This is a genomic window from Salmonella sp. SAL04214 (assembly GCF_046550615.1).
GTDB classification, from domain to species: domain Bacteria; phylum Pseudomonadota; class Gammaproteobacteria; order Enterobacterales; family Enterobacteriaceae; genus Salmonella; species Salmonella enterica.
Map to the genome: position 1 here is coordinate 1 of NZ_JBGDXT010000015.1, position 15,772 is coordinate 15,772.

A 15,772-nucleotide genomic window follows, 5' to 3' on the forward strand; every position below is an offset into this window, starting at 1 on the left:
CGATCTCCTTCGTTGGCAGATTGATTATGCCGGATGATCTCTAAATGTGAATGGCACGATTATGCGGGATACTTACACAATGACTGAGATCTAAGTTCGCTGACAGGTTTAAAATTATTCGTATACGACAATGTTATTGTTTTACTCATATAAACTCCTTTTCATATGTGTATTTTCTTTAAAGTGAGCAATTCCTTTGCAACACATTATATATTTATAGTGGAAATACAATTCATGTCAATGAATTAGGAACGACTTTGACTTTCTTTTTCAACCGAAGGGCGAAAAACAAGGGAACTCAAAGAAGCGGAGCTTCGATGAGTTAGCCCTTGCTTAATTGTATTATACCATTGACTAGTTGAGCACAACCTGATAAATAGTGAATGATATATATATGGGAGGTTATTATGGAAAATATTAAAAGTTGGATTGTTCTTTTTTTAATTTTTGTATTATTAAACGTAGGTCTTTCACTTTGGTGGGACAGCCAAAATAAATTTTTAGCATTATATAATGTCACTGTAATGACGTTAGATATAATGCTAACGCCATTGGCTGTAGTTTTAGCTTTTTGTCTATTTTTTGGCAGTGGATTTCTTAAAGAGTGATTTTATTCTGACCTAAGCATTGATGCCGTTGAAATCTTTCTCCTCTTGTATCCATGCGCGAATGAATTCAATTAAAGTTATAACGATTTTTGATATTAAACTACTACAAACTAAAATAAATTTAAATGCTATTGCATAGAATAAAAAAGGGTTATCCTTTAATAAATCCAAAGATGGTAGTTCATCAAATGTTTTTTGGCCTGTTGTTAAATAACTTGTTCCTATCCAACCGGCAGAAATCGCTAGAATTAAATCATTAGCATATTTATAAGAGCCTCTCAATATAAACAAACGAATCAGACAAAAAGAAGAAAATAAAATGTATCCTAAAAGGTAAGATTTTGGATTGTTGGTCATCCATTCAGAGTTGAATGAAATGTACACAAGCATAGACAATAAAGGAAGTAATATCACAGCAAGTAAGAAATAACCCATGTATCTAAATTCAATTAAGTTATCAGTGCTATTCTTTTTCATAAGGCCTCATATAAAATCATGTGTTTCTTGCTCACATTTCACACTTTAACTTAAAGTTAAAGCTTCAATTATTTATTTAAAACCGAAATGTTGACAGAATGCGTGATAACATTTTTTAAGTTCCTCTGTTTTGTTTGGATTTGCTATTGATGAATAAAATATCTCAAAATATGGTGAGAACATTTTCTTGTCTTTCCTTAAGTCACCTGTCCAATCATATTGTTCGGCAATACCATCCAAAAGTAAATTAAATAGCTCATCGTTTAACTCCTTAACAACGTTATCACAAACAGATGCAATAGACTGTATAGCCTCATAGCCTATGATTATTGGTTTTTCAAGAAATAAATGATGTTTTTCCAAGCCCAACTTAATAGCATTTTTAGTGCCAAATAATCCCGATCTATGGACAATACAATGTCTCAGTTGGCAAATTTGATCATATTTTTGTAAGGCTGAGATAACTGAGGCAGCTTTCTGGCGATCAATTTTTAAACCAGTAAAAGTTTTTATAGTTTCTAGAATGTTTGCTTCTGAAATAAAAGAAGCATCTTCGAGCAATGCCTCCGGTAATATATCTTTGCTATGATAAACAGCAGCAGCATAGCTAACATTATTTTTATAGCTACAGGATCTTGCTTGCTTATCTGTAATTAGTATCCTACGAATAATGCAACGACAATAGCTTTCAACAAGGGAGACAAATCCAAGCATTACTAAATTAACCAGCAATTTCCATTCTGAAGATTCACTGGGCTCACCTAATAATTTTATATGTATGTCTTTCTTTTTATTGTAAATGTCAATAGGGGCGATATCAGGTTCTTGATATTCTTTGTCAAAGAAATCAATAGTATTAATATTTGGTGTTACCTTTGTTCCTGATATACTGTATGTGAATTTTTTGTTAGCCATGTGAAAGCCTTTTATGCTAAAAATTCGTTAACCCAAGTTCTTACTTTAAATTCCAGAGTTGCCGCTCTTTTTTGAGCAACTTGTTTAACTTTCATAAACTCAGTTGCAGTGTTTTTGGAAGATATAACATCTTCAACAGTTTTGAAATTTGTTTGCTTTATGACTGATTTCTGGAAATCCGTCAAAGGAAGTTCTACTAAGTTCTTTTTCATGCACAAGCGAAATGCAGATTCATCCACAAGTTGCTTACCACATTGATGACAAAATTTTTGATTGTCTGCTAATCTTTTTGCACCGCAATTAGAACAGTTAGGAAGTGTTAGTGAAATTGCTTCATAGTTTTGTTTTGTAATTAAAGAATACATTGATCTTCTCAAAGGATGCTTTTCTGAGGGAGCATCTAAAATAGTAACTAAATTCGTAGCGTTAAAACCTCTGCTTACTGAGAAGATTTTTTCTTTAATTAAAAAAGCATAATGAGGTGTGAATCTTCGTAAGGTTCTACCTACTCCGTGTGATGTACTGGATAAATCGTACAAAAGTCCAGCTTCTATGAGAAAACTAATAACTCTTTCAATTTTATCAGTATTAAGATCTTCAATACCAATAGAGACAATTTTTTTATAATTAACACCATCTTTTCGGATGTTAATGTGATTGATTTCCTTTAAATCTGAAACTATTTTATAAAAGAAATCCCAACCGGATTTTACATAAACACCATATTGGGGAAGTTTGTCTATTATGGATATATACTCATCATATAAATATTTGCATCTCTCTTCAATAACCATATTAAATTTCGATTGCTTTGTTTTTGCATTCGACTCACTATAAGCTCTAACTAAGTTTATATAAGCCCTCGGTATACCGAAAGAAGCATAAATAAGTAGTTGGTTTATTTCAGTATCAATTTGAGGGATGTTGTTAAACCTCTCTTTGACAAGTTCCAGCATGAAATTGATATAATCGCTTTGATCTACCTCTTGCCAAATCATAACTGGTTCAGCATCCTGACCAACATGAAATCTTGGGCCATATTGTGTTGTCCCTGGATAAACAGATGCTTTTGGAGATATTCTGGATGTCTTTATGCTTCGAAATATATCGAAAAATTCAACCATATATTCTTTTGTAAGTGTTAAGGCTGCATCGTCAAAAAAAAGGACGGTTCTTTTACGACCTTGTTTATTAGCACAGGTATCAATAATATCTTGTGTCGATTCAATACTAAGCGATGTTATAACTTTATTATGCTCGGTTTTATAATTTTGTTTTTCAATGTCCAAAATAAAGTTTTTGATATCATCAATAGTGATTTCCTCAAAAGGAAAAATGTTATAATCATCATAACAAGCTAATACTATCTTTGCGAGAACCCATGCATGAAATATTTCAATTGCATTTGATGTTTCGTGAATATAAGTTTCAAGTCGGAGATAATGATTGAAGGAAACATAGAGAGGGAGTGGAAGATTTTTGTTTTCTTTGCAATCAAGATAAGCGTGTCTCATGTAGTGAGTTTTGCCTGCACCACGAGGACCTACTAAGAGTTTTGCTCCAACTTGTGTTAGTTTTTTTTGTATTGCTCTAAAATGTTTATTGTTAGGTGACCATTTAGCAAGTATAGACGGTGGAAGGTAATCAGCACGTTCTTCAAACTCAAACCCGTCAAGCCCTTCCAAAAGGTCTGTAGAAATTTGTTTGTTCATCCTTTAATCTCTTTGATTTTAAAAGGTATTTAAAGTAATATAGCATAAGAGTTTCTCAAACGATAGATTGAAAATAAGTGGTTGAATTTAAACAGTTTTATACCGAGCGAGAAGTGAGTGATAAACTTGCTGCGTTAATCCAGATAGCTCGACCTTCAAATTGTTTGGAATTGAGTGCCGGAGAGGGCGCTTTAATTGATGCTGTGCTCAAAAAATACCCAAAAGTGCATGTTACTGCAGTGGATATAGATTATAAAAATGCTTCCTATCTTAGGGGTAAATATCCAGATGTTAATGTTTTATGCGGTGATTCTACATTGCCAGAACTGTGTGATTTAATCAACGATTCATCTTTTGATATCGCTTTATGTAACCCACCATTCAAAAGTATAGTTATCAACTCTTATATATCTTCACTGGTTTTTGATATGACTGGTAAGAAATTCAAAGGTGATAAAGTAAGAGCTGAGATAGTTTTTTTGCTTTTAAATCTTAAAAAACTTAAATCTTCCGGTGAGCTTGCAATTATACTACCCGATATATTTTTTTCTTCATTAAGTTATTCATGGTTGCGTGAGTATTTGATTAACAACTTTTCTGTAAGTAAAATTATAGAATGCGAGCATAAAGCATTTAAGAAAACAGAGGCTAAAACCCATATCTATCATATTAGGAATGTTTTTTCCAGAAAACAATCTCAAATTGCATTTGAAAAGAATGGTTGCGAGATATATTTATCTAATATGGATTTTATTTTTAAAAACCAATTTCCTGATGCTTCCGAAGAGTTTGATGATAAGTTTCTTTTATTTCGAGGAAAAAAATCAGGAAAGGAATGCCGAAATTCAGGATTACCTTATTTCCACACTACATCATTTGATAGCATTCTAACAGAAAAAGAAACAAATTTTAATTCTTATGATGGCATTGCATTAAAAAATGACATTTTAGTTGCGCGGGTCGGGACACGGGTGTTAGGAAAAACCGTTGTGTTTAAAGGGACATCAGCATTAGTTAGCGATTGTATTTTTTGCTTAAGAATAAGTGATGAAAATCTAAGAGATTATTTTGTTGATAGATGGTTAGATGATAAAGAAAAATGGATATCAGAAAATGCAAAAGGCACTTGTGCTAGACATTTTAGTTTGATTTCCTTTAGAAACTATGTGAGAAATTGTATTTCTAGTTATTATAAGTAAATTATCAGTATTAGCTTCAATGGTTTAATGGTTTTTATTCTAAATTTTAATAATTAATCTTAAAGGAACTTCAAATGGAAATTGACCATATTAAAATTTTATCAAAATCTGCATTGGTTATATTGACTGAGTATATTGATCTAATTAGTAGTGATTTATATCATCTAATCGATTATACTTATACGGATAAATACAAAACATACTGCGATTTATCACAAGTAATTTCAGATTTCACTAAAAATAACATTGATAAAATAAAGGAAATAAGCCTCCCAATAAATAATGATTTTTCTGTGCATTATTATGATCTTTGTATGATTAGTAGTAAGCTAAGTGATTTCAAAATGAATTGCGAAACTCTTATAAAGGATAATGACATTTTTTATAGCGAAATTTTACGCATTTTTGGTTTTAATAGTAATGTCCCTATGGAGATTGTTATTTGTAGTTTATATAAGAACTATAGTTTCATGCATTTTGTTTTAAAAGATGATGATATGAGGAATGAACTAACAAAGTTTTACTCTTCCATTGATGCTAATTATAATGCTTTTATGGTGGAGTATTTTTCTTATAAAAAAATTCAATCATGTGATGACATATCAAATTACGCTTCATTAGCTGTTGATCAGCTAATAGAGTATGAGCAAGTTGATGCAGAGAATTTACTTCACAATAAAAAAGTTGTATATATAGATCAAAATATTATTAGTGCATATTGTTCTGAGAAAAATAAAAAACTCCGGTCGCTTTTGAATTCTTTAAAAGAAAGTGGTGAGTATGTGTTTGTGTTTAGTCCTTATTTGGTTGAAGATGGGATTAAAATGGATTATGTATATTTTAATTTATACTTGGCACAAGTATTAAAACTTACAAATGGTGTTTTTATTTCCAAGGTTAATAATGAAATACGCTATGTGAAAGAAGAGTTTTATACTTTGGTTAATAGAGTTATTGAATGGTTACCTGCGACTTCGGTTGCTGAAAATATAAAGTATTATAAAGCTAAATTAAACTATTTCGCATATCCATTTGTACGAAAAGATAGCAGAATAGTTTCAAAAATCAATGATGATATATCTGATTTTTTCATGGCTATTGATTCTACAAAAAATATCATGATAAATGATATCAATGCCAGTTTTTTCGATTTTTTACAAAGTGTTTTGTTGAATATAACAAACCAATTCGATCTAGAGGACATGAAAGCAGGGAGAATTAGTGTTGATAAAGACTTCGATTATGTTGAAATTATAGAGAGAGTTAGCGAATTTTTAGATATTATTAATTATAAAACTGAAAGGGTTCGTGATAAGAAAAAAATACTATCGAGCTACCAGGATGTTCAGCATTTAGCACATGCTTGGAAAGCTGATTACTTCCTAACAAACGATGATAGGTTAATTGAACGTGGTGGTTATATATATAGTTTGTTGGGGGTGAAAACAAAATTTATAAAAGAAAAAGAACTGGCTGATTTGAAGTAGAAGGTTTCATGGTTAATTTTCAGGGGGGGAATTGTTCCTTCAATGAAGTTTTGTATAAGATTAGTGTTTTATCTAAACTGAAATTTGACAAAATCAAGGTTTGATCGGATTGCTAAAAAATGAATGGCAGTGAATTCATTGTGTAAAGATGCTTACTAAGCATAGGCATCATCTTTACATGTTGTGTATATTGGTTTCATATATTGGATCTTTAGTTGAAACATTTATTAAGGGTGCATCTCTGCATATACATTGATATCCTTTGATTTTTAAAGAAGTATAATAGGTACAATATACAGAGAGTTTATTTTTGAGTATTCTATTGTTTTCTTTAAAAATTTTTTTATTCAGGCCGCAATACTTTTGTGTCTTTGAGACCGCAAATAATCACTCCACCACTGCATGAGACCAACTCGTTCAGCGAGATACTCAGCACGATTGTAAGCTGCAATTATTTCATCTTTCTTCGAGTGGGCAAGGGCCGCTTCTAAGACATCTGTTCTGAATTTACCAGACTCCTCTGCGGCCGTACGTGCTATTGATCTCATTCCATGGGCTACAAGCTCTCCCCCAAAGCCCATACGGATTATGGCCGCATTAGCTGTTTGTTCATGCATATGGTTAAGAGGAGCCTTTATGCTTGGAAACACCCATTCACGATGCCCACTTATCGCTTTCATTGACTCCAGGACTCTCAAAGCTTCTTTGCTTAGTGGAACTTTGTGAGGCTTCTTCATTTTCATAAACTCAGCTGGGATGTTCCACACTGAATTATCGATATCTATATCAGCCCATCTTGTGCGTACAGCTTCACCAGGACGAACCCAGGTCAGTAACTGCCATTCAATCAGCAATCGAGTCTCCAAACGGACAGAGGCATTGTTTAACACCAATAGAAAGCGGGGTAATTCGGAAGGGGGTAATGCTGGCATATTCTGTTTTTTAGGCTTACTGAACCGTTGCCCCAGGTTGTCAGCCGGATTGAACTCTATGAGTTCTTCTGTTGCTGCATAGCGGAAAATTTCATTCAGGCGGGAAATGATTCGCCGTAAAGTTTCGAGGACTCCTCGTTGCTCAATAGGGTCAAGATGTTGCTTTAAGAGTTTGGGTCGAATCTCATTGACAGGAACATTACCCAAGCCGGGAAAGATATTTCTCTCCAGGCTTCGCCAGATGTCTTCTGCATGGTCTTGTGAGATACCTGAGGTCTTTACCTTCTCCTCCAACCATTTCCTTGCCACGGCTTGGAGAGTATGTTCAGTGGCGTTCTTTAAGGCATTAGCTTTATCGTTGTTATGGACTTGAGGATCAATGCCATTGGCAAGCAAGGAAAGGTATTCTTCACGTAAAGCTCGTGCCTTGGCAAGTGTAAGATGAGGATAGGTTCCTAAGCTTACTTTAGTTCGCTTTTTGGTCACTGGCACTGCATACCTGAAATACCAATTCTTCTTCCCTCCTTTCGAGAGGGGAGCGATTCGTAGTATCAAACCATCTCCGTCAAACAAGTTGATTTCTTTGTCGGCTGGCTTGGTGCTTTTGATTTCAGTGTCAGTGAGCTTCTTAGCGATTTTTGCCATTTTGGGACCCTCGATTTTAGGACCCTTCGTTGTGGGTCCCATTCAGGGTGCCATAAGTGATAGTTCTCAGCAATTCTCACTAGACTACTATAGACGTAAAAAAGCCCGCAAGGCTGGTTCCATGCGGGCTTAGTAGACTTCATTGTACTTCAAACAACTAAAAAGTGGTGGAGCTGGCGGGAGTTGAACCCGCGTCCGAAATTCCTACATACCATTTTTAGTATAGTAAAAACAGTGTATTGCGTTTAAAAACAGCGGGTTAATATTATTCAGTGTTCGTCCGTTTTACGCGTTTTTAATGCCCTGCCGCCAAAATGCCGCCATAAATTAGCGTTTCCAATTGAGGTTGTGAAGCGGATTTTTCGTCACTGCGTCTTCGAGGTGGTCAGGGGCAAAGTGAGCGTAAACCATCGTCATTTTTATATCTGCGTGGCCCAGAATATCGCGCAGTACCAGTATGTTTCCGCCGTTCATCATAAAGTGGCTGGCGAAGGTATGGCGCAGCACGTGGGTGCATTGGCCTTCTGGTAGCTCAATACCAACTCTTTTTACTGCACGCTCAAAAGCTTTTCTGCATGGCGTGAATAGCTTCCCTCTGTTTTTGGGGAGTTCGTCATACAGATCCTGAGATATTGGCACGGTACGGTTTTTCTTGCCCTTCGTCTTGGTATAAGTGATGCGGTATTTTGATAGCTGATGGCCCTGCAGGTTTTCAGCTTCACTCCATCGGGCGCCAGTTGCCAGGCATACTTTTGCAATCATCAGCAAACTGGGACTCTGAGAATCAGCACAGGCATCCAGTAGACGTTTAATTTCTTCCGGTGCCAGGAACGCCAGTTCGCCCTCTGCGATTTTGAATGTTGGCAGCCCAGCGAGCGGGTTGGGTGCTGACCAGTGGCCCAGCTTTTTCAGTGTGCCAAAAACAGATGATAGGTTACGTTGTTCAAGGTTTACCGTACGGGGCTTAACTGGCGACATAAGCACGCCATCTTCATTTTTTACTTCACCTTTTAACCGTGCTTCCCTGTATTTCGTAAAATCGCCTGCGGTTAACTCTGAGGCAATGGGATCGCCCAAGCCATTACAAATAATGCTGAGTTTTGCCATCAGGCGTTTGGGGTCTGCCAGCGTCTGCCCATAAAGTGAATGCCACTGATCAATCACTTCTGACAAATGCCGCCGATCTTCCTTCTCCCCCAGCCACGGTTTTTTGTTCACCTCATCCATGGTGTGGTTTTCGAATGCTATGGCCTCGCCTTTAGTCGCAAATTGCTTGCGTACACGCTTGCCATCCCGTCCGTTCGGGTAGCATTCACACAACCATTTTCCGTTAGGCTGTTTTCTGATGCTCATAAGTTAGAGGCTCTTGATTATTTTTAAAGCGCGGCCCACTACCTCAATGTCGTCTAGGCTGCACTCAAAGGATGATTCGTCTTGATGCACCACCAATCTGTTTCCTGGTAGACGTGTTAACTTAACGATACTTTTTATTCCGTCGATATCTACCAACCATATGCCATTAACTGGTGGAGTCTGGCTGCGGTCTACTAAATAAGAATCTCCAGCAGTATTAACTAACAATAGGTCGCCTGAGTCTGAGGGAAGCAGGCTGGTATCAATGATTGCTTTTCCTGCCTCAACCAATAAACCACCGTTGAGAGTTGCCTTGTCAATTTCAGGGGAAACAAGTTCCGAAAGAGGTTTAACTTTGGCGGAGTTCACGAAATTGATATCTTTTTTATGGTCAATATTTGAACCTGGCTCTCCCTGTCCGGTAGTGAGCCACAGTAACGAAACTCCCGTTTCTAAAGCACACTGAATCACCCATTCCGCCGGAAAACTATCTCTTAAGTATCTGTTTGCCATGGTACTTTTGGATGCACCTAGGTGATCACACAGTTGTTGTCTGGACTTAAAATCGTAGGCAGCCATTAACCTATGTATAGCCTCTCTTCCCCCGGTATTCTCGCCAGCTTTCACCTGTATCATTTTTCAATCCTATTGACGTATCAAAAATTGGATCGTAGTATCTCGGTGTATCAATTATTGAATCAAATAAAACAAGATAAAACGACGTAAACCAAACCTTAACCGAGAGATATTGCACTATGAGCACTGATATTTCAATTCGTGTACCAAAAGAGATGGCAACGCCTGCTGAGTTCGCGGAGTGGGAAGGTATCTCCCGTGGCTCCGTGTATCAAAAAATTCACCATGGTAAGCTTGCTAAGTACATGGTGAAGAAAGAAAAAAATAAAGGACGTGTAAGCCTGCGGTACCTGATGTACAAAACCGACCAGGTTCGTGAGTCTCTTGGTCATTCCAACTTCCGCGTCATTGTTGGTCAGTAAGTTCGATTATGAGAACTTTCTAAGGGGCTTACATGTTTGATTATAAGATTTCCAAACATCCACACTTTGACGAAGCCTGCCGGGCTTTCGCGCTGCGTCACAATATGTCGAAGCTGGCAGAACGCGCAGGAATGAATGTCCAGACGCTGCGCAATAAGCTGAACCCGGAGCAACCGCATCAACTTACGCCGCCGGAGATCTGGCTGCTGACTGATATCACAGAAGACTCAACGCTGGTTGATGGTTTTCTGGCTCAAATCCATTGCCTGCCGTGTGTGCCATTGAATGAAGTGGCAAAAGAGAACCTGCCGCATTACGTCATGAGTGCAACTGCGGAAATTGGGCGAGTAGCTGCAGGCGCAGTATCCGGTGATGTAAAAACCAGTGCGGGCCGCCGCGATGTTATCAACAGCATCAACTCTGTCACGCGCCTGATGGCACTCACCGCAGTTTCATTACATGCGCGTTTGCAGGCGAATCCGGCGATGGCAAGCGCAGTAGATACCGTGACGGGCCTCGGCGCTTCGTTCGGTCTGATCTGAGGTGGTTATGCTGACTAAAGAACCATCTTTTGCATCACTGCTTGTTAAGAAAAGTCCTGCAATGCACTGCGGTCATGGCTGGATTATGGGGAAGGATGGCAAGCGCTGGCATCCGTGCCGCTCTCAGGATGCGTTGCTGGCTGAGCTGTCCACTAAAAAGCAGGGGAAACCATGGCTATTGAAGGCGATGCTGCGACTGTTCCGCTAAGCGCTGGCCTCCGCCTTAATGGGTTAAACCACATCGCGGAATTAAGGGCGAAAGTGTTTGGCTTAAATATTGATTCAGAACTGGAGCGCTTTATTAGCGATATGCGGGACCAACGGGATATTAACCATGAGCAGAATAAACGCGCACTAGCCGCAATATTCTTTATGGCAAAGATTCCGGCGGAACGTCATAGCGTCAATGTTAGTGAGCTGACGACTGACGAAAAGCGGGAGCTGATTAAAGCAATGAACCATTTCCGTACAGTGGTGAGTTTATTTCCAAATCGGCTAGCCATGCCGAATTAACCCACAACCGAAATTAAAGGCGTAAATCCGCCGGGCTTCTTATTGTCCAAATTCAGGAGAAACAACAATGCGAAATATTGAAACCCGTATCACCAAAACAGGACCAGATGATGCTGGCCTTAACCAGATGCTGACTGATGCACGGATGGAAGAGCGCCGGGCACGTGCTGCGGCAATGGCAGCCCGTCTTGATAGCCTGGCCTGCCATATCACGTCACGCCAGCTTAACCACGTTGAAGCGGCGGAGCTGCTGCGTATTGCGGCTGAAAACATTCAGAACGAAGCGCAGGAGATCCACTGATGGCTGATTCAATGGACCTTGTACAGCAGCGCGTTGAAGAAGAACGCCAGCGCCATATCCACACCGCCCGCAACAGAACGCCGGGCGTTTCACGTGTTCTTTGCATTGATTGCGATGCACCGATCCCGCCAGCACGCCGCCGCGCCATTCCGGGTGTGCAGTGCTGCGTCACCTGTCAGGAAATCGCAGAGCTGAAAGGCAAACACTACAACGGAGGTGCTGTATGAATACCGATAAGATGACAATTAGCCAACGTGCAAATCAATGGCTTGATAATGACTACTTATTTATTGATACCGAAACGACCGGGTTGGGTGATGATGCGGAAATAGTTGAAATATGCATTATTGATAGTCATGGGTTTATTATGCTTAATACGCTTATTAAGCCAACTAAGCCTATCCCTGATGAAGCAATAGCCATTCATGGAATTACTAATGAAATGGTTGCTTTTGCCCCTGCCTGGACTGATATATGCGGGGCAGTGGAGGAAATATTTCGTCGCTTTGGGTTTGTTATCTATAACGCCGATTTTGATCTCCGGTTAATTCGTCAGACCTACGCATTGAATGAAAGACCTTCTGAAGGTGCGCCATGGATGCTTGCTGCTCATTCTGTTTGCGCGATGAAGCTTTATGCAGAGTATCGAGGCGAGCCGGGACGATTTAATGGCTATAAATGGCATAAGCTGGTTGATGCTGCTGCGCATGAAGGTGTTGTGGTTGAAGATAAGGCGCACCGTGCTTTAGCTGATTGCAAAATGACGTTAGGGCTTGTCCGTGCTCTGGCTAAAGGTGGTGCTAAATGAGCACCATCCTGAAATGGGCGGGAAATAAAACCGCCATCATGCCGGAACTGATTAAGCATCTGCCTGCAGGTCAGCGACTGGTGGAGCCGTTCGCCGGTTCCTGTGCTGTGATGATGACAACAGACTATCCTCATTATCTTGTCGCGGATATTAACCCCGACCTTATCAATCTCTATAAAAAAATCGCCCTTGATTGTGAAGCTTTCATATCACGAGCAAAAAATATTTTTGCGATTGCGAATAGAGAAGTTGCTTATTACAACATTAGACATGAATTTAATCATTCATCTGAAATAACTGATTTCATGAAAGCAGTATATTTCCTTTATCTCAATCGCCATGGTTATCGTGGGCTGTGCCGCTATAACCTGAGCGGTCATTTTAATGTCCCTTACGGTAATTATAAAAATCCGTACTTCCCTGAAAATGAAATACGTACTTTTGCAGAAAAGGCACAACGCGCAACGTTTATCTGCGCCAGTTATGATGAGACGCTGGCAATGCTGCGGGCGGGGGATGTGGTTTATTGTGATCCGCCATATGACGGCACATTTAGCGGTTATCACACTGCCGGTTTTACCGGGGACTATCAGTACCATCTGGCGTCTATTCTTGAACGCCGTTCATCAGAAGGTCATCCGGTTATTGTGTCCAACAGCGACACCTCTCTGACACGTTCCTTATATCGTAATTTCACCCTCCGCCGCATCACCGCAAAGCGCAGCATGGGTGTGGCTGCAGGTGATGGTAAATCTGCATCAGAAATCATCGCTACGAAATCAGTATGCTGGTTCGGTGTTGATTTGGCGTCTGGTCCTGATGTCTCGGTGGAAACTGAGGTGCGGGCGTGGCAGTGAGTAAAATCACATTACATTATGTACAAACCACCGGCGGCTCGAATGAGGCCGCCGCAGCCTTTCCATGGAATACCCCAAAAAAAGCGGTTAACCCGTATCTGGACCCGGCGGAAGTTGCGCCGGAGTCTGCGCTTTCAAACCTGATCGCTCTTTACGCTGCGGATAACGAGCAGGAGCAGTTGCGCCGTGAGACGCTGAGCGATGAGGTCTGGGAACGCTATTTCTTCAATGAATCCCGTGATCCTGTCCAGCGTGAAATGGAGCAGGAGCGGCTGATTAGCCATGCCAAAACGGCGCGTGAGCAGCAGCGTTTTAATCCCGATCTGGTCATTATTGCCGACGTGGGCGCCCAACCGGCGCATATCAGCAAGCCGCTACTTGAACGGATTAAATATTTCCATAGCCTGGGCAGAGCAAAAGCTTATTCCCGCTACCTGCGCGAAACAATCAGGCCGTGTCTTGAGCGGCTGGAGCGCGTGCGTGACAGCCAGGTGTCTGCGTCTTTCCGGTTCATGGCGAGCCACGACGGGCTGGAGGGGCTGCTGGTACTCCCTGAAATGAATCAGGAGCAGGTCAAACGCCTATCCACGCTGGTTGCGGCACATATGAGCATGTGTCTTGATGCAGCCTGCGGTGATCTGTTTGTCAGTGATGATGTTAAACCAGAAGAAATTCGTCAGGCATGGGAAAGGGTTGCTGCAGAGGCCATGCGCCTTGAGGTCATCCCGCCTGCGTTTGAGCAGTTACGCCGCAAAAAGCGCCGCCGCAAGCCGGTGCCTTATGAACTGATCCCACCGTCGCTGGCGCGTATGCTGTGTGCGGACTGGTGGTATCGCAAATTGTGGCAGATGCGCTGCGAGTGGCGGGAGGAACAGCTGCGCGCCGTCTGCCTGGTCAACAAGAAAGCGTCCCCGTATGTCAGCTATGAAGCCATGATCCACAAACGCGAGCAGCGCCGCAAATCGCTGGAGTTCTTCCGCTCGCATGAGCTGGTCAACGAAGATGGCGACACGCTGGACATGGAAGACGTGGTGAACGCCAGCAACAGTAACCCGGCACACCGCCGTAATGAAATGATGGCCTGTGTTAAGGGGCTGGAGCTGATAGCGGAAATGCGCGGAGACTGCGCGGTGTTTTATACCATCACCTGCCCGTCACGCTTCCATGCAACCCTCAACAACGGCAGACCTAATCCGAAGTGGACCAGTGCCACGGTCCGGCAGAGCAGTGACTATCTGGTTGATACGTTCGCTGCTTTTCGCAAGGCAATGCACAAGGCCGGGCTGCGCTGGTATGGCGTCCGCGTTGCAGAGCCGCACCATGACGGCACCGTACACTGGCATCTTCTGTGCTTCATGCGCAAAAAAGACCGCCGTTCCATCACCGCGCTGCTGCGTAAGTTTGCCATCCGTGCAGACCGCGAGGAGCTGGGCGCCAATACCGGGCCGCGCTTTAAGTCCGAGCTAATCAACCCGCGCAAGGGTACGCCGACAAGCTACATCGCCAAGTACATCAGCAAGAATATCGACGGGCGCGGGCTGGCTAAAGAAATCAGCAAAGAAACCGGCAGATCACTGCGTGACAGCGCCGAGCATGTCAGCGCCTGGGCGTCACTGCATCGTGTCCAGCAGTTCCGTTTCTTTGGTATTCCGGGGCGTCAGGCATACCGCGAACTGCGCCTGCTGGCTGGTCAGGCGGCGAGAGTGCAGGGTGAACGCAAAGCGGGCGCGCCGGTACTGGATAACCCGCGTCTGGATGCAGTACTGGCGGCGGCTGATGCGGGCTGCTTTGCCACCTACATCATAAAGCAGGGCGGTGTGCTGGTTCCCCGCAAACATCACCTTGTCCGCACGGCATATGAGCATAACGACGAGCCGAGCGCCTACGGCGATCACGGTATCCGTATCTATGGCATCTGGTCCCCGATTGCAGAGGGCAAGATTTGCACGCACGCGATGAAGTGGAAAAAGGTTCGTAAGGCCGTTGACGTTCAGGAGGCGGCAGCCGACCAGGGCGCTTGCGCCCCTTGGACTCGTGGCAATAACTGTCCCCTTGCTGAAAATTTGAACCAACAGGAGAAAGATAAATCAGCTGATGGGGGCACCAGAACGGACATTACCCGCATGGATGACAAGGAATTGCACGATTACCTGTACAGTATGAGCAAAAAAGATCGCCGGGAGCTGGCAGCAAGGTTGCGCCTGGTTAAACCGAAAAGGCGTAAAGACTACAAACAGCGAATTACAGATCATCAGCATCAGCAGCTCGTCTATGAACTGAAGTCCAGAGGATTTGATGGCAGCGAGAAAGAAGTCGATTTGCTCCTTCGCGGTGGCAGTATTCCATCAGGAGCAGGCCTGCGTATCTTCTATCGGAACCAGCGTCTGAAGGAAGATGATAAGTGGCGGAACCAGTATTAATTACG

The 15,772-nt window shown here is 41.7% G+C and carries 18 protein-coding genes; 12 read left to right on the top strand and 6 right to left on the bottom strand.

Annotated features, from left to right (window positions below; all coding sequences use genetic code 11):
- The first annotated feature begins 407 nt into the window (after positions 1–407).
- Positions 408–608, top strand: coding sequence for a hypothetical protein (locus ACLJQD_RS20615; RefSeq protein WP_129369178.1), 201 nt, complete (start codon positions 408–410; stop codon positions 606–608).
- Positions 609–620: 12 nt separating this feature from the next.
- On the opposite strand, the gene ACLJQD_RS20620 is transcribed toward ACLJQD_RS20615, so the two are convergent.
- The 3 genes from ACLJQD_RS20620 to ACLJQD_RS20630 all read right to left on the bottom strand — a co-directional run bounded on the left by ACLJQD_RS20620 (position 621) and on the right by ACLJQD_RS20630 (position 3,712).
- Positions 621–1,085, bottom strand: a complete 465-nt coding sequence (locus ACLJQD_RS20620; RefSeq protein ID WP_023242846.1) for a hypothetical protein — start codon at positions 1,083–1,085, stop codon at positions 621–623.
- Positions 1,086–1,157: 72 nt separating this feature from the next.
- Positions 1,158–2,000, bottom strand: a complete 843-nt coding sequence (locus tag ACLJQD_RS20625) for a hypothetical protein (protein WP_023242845.1) — start codon at positions 1,998–2,000, stop codon at positions 1,158–1,160.
- A gap of 11 nt (positions 2,001–2,011) precedes the next feature.
- Positions 2,012–3,712 carry a zinc ribbon domain-containing protein gene (locus ACLJQD_RS20630; protein ID WP_024156456.1) on the bottom strand — a complete coding sequence of 567 codons (1,701 nt, stop codon included), beginning with the start codon at positions 3,710–3,712 and terminating at the stop codon, positions 2,012–2,014.
- Positions 3,713–3,789: 77 nt separating this feature from the next.
- On the opposite strand from ACLJQD_RS20630, the gene ACLJQD_RS20635 reads away from it, so the two are divergent.
- Both ACLJQD_RS20635 and ACLJQD_RS20640 read left to right on the top strand, forming a co-directional pair.
- Positions 3,790–4,911 carry an N-6 DNA methylase gene (locus ACLJQD_RS20635; protein ID WP_017442269.1) on the top strand — a complete coding sequence of 374 codons (1,122 nt, stop codon included), beginning with the start codon at positions 3,790–3,792 and terminating at the stop codon, positions 4,909–4,911.
- 74 nt (positions 4,912–4,985) lie between these two features.
- On the top strand, positions 4,986–6,398 hold the full coding sequence (locus ACLJQD_RS20640; RefSeq protein WP_023242843.1) for a hypothetical protein: 1,413 nt from the start codon (positions 4,986–4,988) through the stop codon (positions 6,396–6,398).
- A gap of 347 nt (positions 6,399–6,745) precedes the next feature.
- Here the strand turns inward: ACLJQD_RS20640 and ACLJQD_RS20645 are convergent, their stop codons facing one another.
- From ACLJQD_RS20645 to ACLJQD_RS20655, 3 genes are all read right to left on the bottom strand, one after another.
- Complete coding sequence (locus ACLJQD_RS20645) at positions 6,746–7,975, bottom strand: integrase domain-containing protein (protein ID WP_023242842.1); 1,230 nt, start codon at positions 7,973–7,975, stop codon at positions 6,746–6,748.
- Positions 7,976–8,302: 327 nt separating this feature from the next.
- Positions 8,303–9,328 carry a site-specific integrase gene (locus ACLJQD_RS20650; protein ID WP_001650426.1) on the bottom strand — a complete coding sequence of 342 codons (1,026 nt, stop codon included), beginning with the start codon at positions 9,326–9,328 and terminating at the stop codon, positions 8,303–8,305.
- 3 nt (positions 9,329–9,331) lie between these two features.
- The gene (locus ACLJQD_RS20655; protein ID WP_000616878.1) at positions 9,332–9,964 is read right to left on the bottom strand and encodes a phage repressor protein CI; all 633 of its coding nucleotides are present in this window, start codon (positions 9,962–9,964) and stop codon (positions 9,332–9,334) included.
- A gap of 119 nt (positions 9,965–10,083) precedes the next feature.
- On the opposite strand from ACLJQD_RS20655, the gene ACLJQD_RS20660 reads away from it, so the two are divergent.
- From ACLJQD_RS20660 to ACLJQD_RS20700, 9 genes are all read left to right on the top strand, one after another.
- Positions 10,084–10,326 (top strand): Rha family transcriptional regulator, encoded by a 243-nt coding sequence (locus ACLJQD_RS20660; RefSeq protein WP_000102102.1) that lies wholly within the window; start codon positions 10,084–10,086, stop codon positions 10,324–10,326.
- A 32-nt stretch (positions 10,327–10,358) separates the two neighbouring features.
- Positions 10,359–10,868, top strand: a complete 510-nt coding sequence (locus ACLJQD_RS20665) for a phage regulatory CII family protein (protein WP_000460861.1) — start codon at positions 10,359–10,361, stop codon at positions 10,866–10,868.
- Positions 10,869–10,875: 7 nt separating this feature from the next.
- On the top strand, positions 10,876–11,076 hold the full coding sequence (locus ACLJQD_RS20670; protein ID WP_000956166.1) for a phage filamentation protein Fil family protein: 201 nt from the start codon (positions 10,876–10,878) through the stop codon (positions 11,074–11,076).
- The gene (locus ACLJQD_RS20675; RefSeq protein WP_000963480.1) at positions 11,040–11,381 is read left to right on the top strand and encodes a DUF5347 family protein; all 342 of its coding nucleotides are present in this window, start codon (positions 11,040–11,042) and stop codon (positions 11,379–11,381) included. The genes ACLJQD_RS20670 and ACLJQD_RS20675 overlap by 37 nt, the downstream gene beginning before the upstream one ends.
- Positions 11,382–11,448: 67 nt before the next feature.
- On the top strand, positions 11,449–11,682 hold the full coding sequence (locus tag ACLJQD_RS20680) for a DUF2732 family protein (protein WP_001244238.1): 234 nt from the start codon (positions 11,449–11,451) through the stop codon (positions 11,680–11,682).
- A complete protein-coding gene (locus ACLJQD_RS20685; RefSeq protein WP_000785513.1) occupies positions 11,682–11,909 on the top strand; it encodes a TraR/DksA family transcriptional regulator in 228 nt (75 codons plus the stop codon). The genes ACLJQD_RS20680 and ACLJQD_RS20685 overlap by 1 nt, the downstream gene beginning before the upstream one ends.
- Positions 11,906–12,490, top strand: coding sequence for a 3'-5' exonuclease (locus ACLJQD_RS20690; RefSeq protein ID WP_001090715.1), 585 nt, complete (start codon positions 11,906–11,908; stop codon positions 12,488–12,490). The genes ACLJQD_RS20685 and ACLJQD_RS20690 overlap by 4 nt, the downstream gene beginning before the upstream one ends.
- Positions 12,487–13,347 carry a DNA adenine methylase gene (locus tag ACLJQD_RS20695; protein ID WP_079957208.1) on the top strand — a complete coding sequence of 287 codons (861 nt, stop codon included), beginning with the start codon at positions 12,487–12,489 and terminating at the stop codon, positions 13,345–13,347. The genes ACLJQD_RS20690 and ACLJQD_RS20695 overlap by 4 nt, the downstream gene beginning before the upstream one ends.
- Positions 13,338–15,767 (top strand): replication endonuclease, encoded by a 2,430-nt coding sequence (locus ACLJQD_RS20700; protein ID WP_000301198.1) that lies wholly within the window; start codon positions 13,338–13,340, stop codon positions 15,765–15,767. The genes ACLJQD_RS20695 and ACLJQD_RS20700 overlap by 10 nt, the downstream gene beginning before the upstream one ends.
- Positions 15,768–15,772: the final 5 nt, after the last annotated feature.